Source organism: Shimia litoralis (assembly GCF_005518135.1).
GTDB lineage: Bacteria > Pseudomonadota > Alphaproteobacteria > Rhodobacterales > Rhodobacteraceae > Shimia_E > Shimia_E litoralis.
Genome location: NZ_SULI01000054.1, coordinates 1 through 2,164, shown reverse-complemented (window position 1 = coordinate 2,164; position 2,164 = coordinate 1). Strand labels below are relative to the sequence as shown.

Below are 2,164 nucleotides of genomic sequence, written 5' to 3'. Positions count from 1 at the left end.
TGAGCGTGAAGCCCGCCGGGGCCGTCTGGCCCAGGGAATAGGTTTGCGTGTCGCCGTGATCGACATCCGTGGCCGACATCTGGCCCGTCACGGACTGGCCGTCTTCCGTCGCCGAGGCCGCTGACGCCGTCAGAACGGGCGCGTCGTCGGTGCCGTGAACCGTGATCTGAATCTGATGCGCCGTCCCGTCGGCGGTGCTCACCCGATATATGGCATGACCTTCTTCACCGGCGGCTAAACGTTGAACGGCAGTATTGGAGTTGTCCACCGCATAGTGCCAGTTTCCATAGCCGTCCATGTGAAGGCTTCCGCCGAAAGGATCGGATACAGCGTTTTCCCCCCAAATAGAGTAATGGAAGTGGTTCCATGTCGCTCCGTCAGGATCCGAGACGATCAAGGTTCCACCAACGGCAATCGGATGTGCAGAAGATGGCCCGACATTTTTGTCTTCGGTCAGATCGCCTGTGTCCGTCCCACTGATGACGGCTGGGTCATTCCGGGCGGCCAGCGCGATTGTCGCCGTCTGTGCGACTGTCCCGCCATGGCTATCGGTGACAGTATAACTCAGGTTGACGGGTCCGTTGTAGTTCGCATCCGGCGTGAAAGTGAAACCCGTAGCCGCGTCGCCGGTGATCGTGCCGTGGCTGGCGCTTAGCCCCGTCACCGAAAGGGTGTCACCCGTGTCTATATCCGTGGCATGGGCAAGAAGCTGCGCCGCCGTGATCTGCACCGATGTATCCTCGGTCCCGCCCGGAAGCGTAACGGGACCGCTGACGGTCGGACCATCATTGCTACCTGTGACGGTGATGACGAGGTTCTCGGTGTCGGTGGCACCTTGCTTGTCCGTTACGGTGACCGGGATGGTCACCTGCTGCGTCGCGCCCGCCGCCAGATGCTGGTAGGCGGCATCCGTCGGATCAAAGCTCCAGCTGCCATTCGCGTTCAGCGTAAAGCCAGCAGGCGCTGTTTGGCCTAGCGAGTATTGCCGCGTGTAATAGCTGCCATCGACATCCGTTGCCGACATTTGGCCCGAGACAGCGTTGCCGTCCTCGGTCGCCGAAGCTGTCGCGGACGATAGGACTGGCGCATCGTTCCGTCCAAGTAACTGAACTCTCAGACTTCCAGTACTGCTCAACCCGTCCGCATCCGTGACTGTGATCGGCACGGAGATTATCCGATGATCCCCGTCATTCATGCCGCGGTAGGCAGCATTTGAAGGATCAAAGGTATAACTGCCGTCGCTGTTCAGATTGAAGCCCGCAACGGGCGCACCGCTGGTAAATGTCAGGGATGTTGAATCATCGTGGTCCAGATCGCCAGCAGAAATATGGCCGTTGAATACATTTTCGCCTTCGAACTTAGTTACGAGATTGCTATACACGACGGGTGCATCATTCGTGCCTGCAACAGTGAACTCCACCGGATGGGTTGTCCCGTCGACGCTGTGAATAACAAAGCTGTCCTTTGCTTCTTCTCCGGTCTTGAGGTGATCGACGATAGTGTTGGCGAGGTGGTAAATGTACTGCCCATCCGGATTGACTTGAAGGCTGCCCCCCAAAGATCCGGAGTAGGTTTGGAACCCCATATCTGGAAACTGCGATTCAGCGGCACCATCCGGATCAGTGACATGAAATTGGCCGTAAGCGCTCAGCAATCCATGGTCGCCGAGACCGGTTCCAACACCGACATCCTCTTTGAGTGACGCACCCACCCCGGTAATCACAGCCGCATCCGGGGTGGCCCCTAGTGTCATCGTGGCGGTCTGCGCGACAGTGCCGCCCTGCCCGTCCGTGACGGAATAGCTCAGCTGAACCGCCCCATTGTAGTTCGCATCCGGCGTGAAGGTGAAGCCATGCGCCGCATCGCCGGTGATTGTGCCGTGGCTGGCGCTCAGGCCGGTGACCGAANTCTGCACCGCGGTGTCCTCGGTGCCACCGGGCAGGGTGACAGGGCCGCTGACCGCCGGGCCATCATTGGTGCCGGTGACGGTGATGGTAAGGTTCTGCGTGTCGGTGGCACCGCTCTTGTCGGTCACGGTGACCGGGATGGTGACCTGCTGCGTCGCGCCTGCGGCGAGGTGCTGATAGGCGGCGTCGGTCGGATCGAAGGCCCACGAGCCGTCGGGGTTGAGCGTGAAGCCCGCCGGGGCCGTCTGGCCCAGGGA

Annotated in this window: 1 protein-coding gene; it reads right to left on the bottom strand. The window is 60.4% G+C overall.

Features of this window, described 5'->3' with window-relative positions:
- A partial coding sequence (locus tag FAP39_RS17260; protein WP_425471454.1) for a VCBS domain-containing protein occupies positions 1–2,161 on the bottom strand: 2,161 nt, incomplete at its 3' end.
- Between the last annotated feature and the right edge of the window lie 3 nt (positions 2,162–2,164).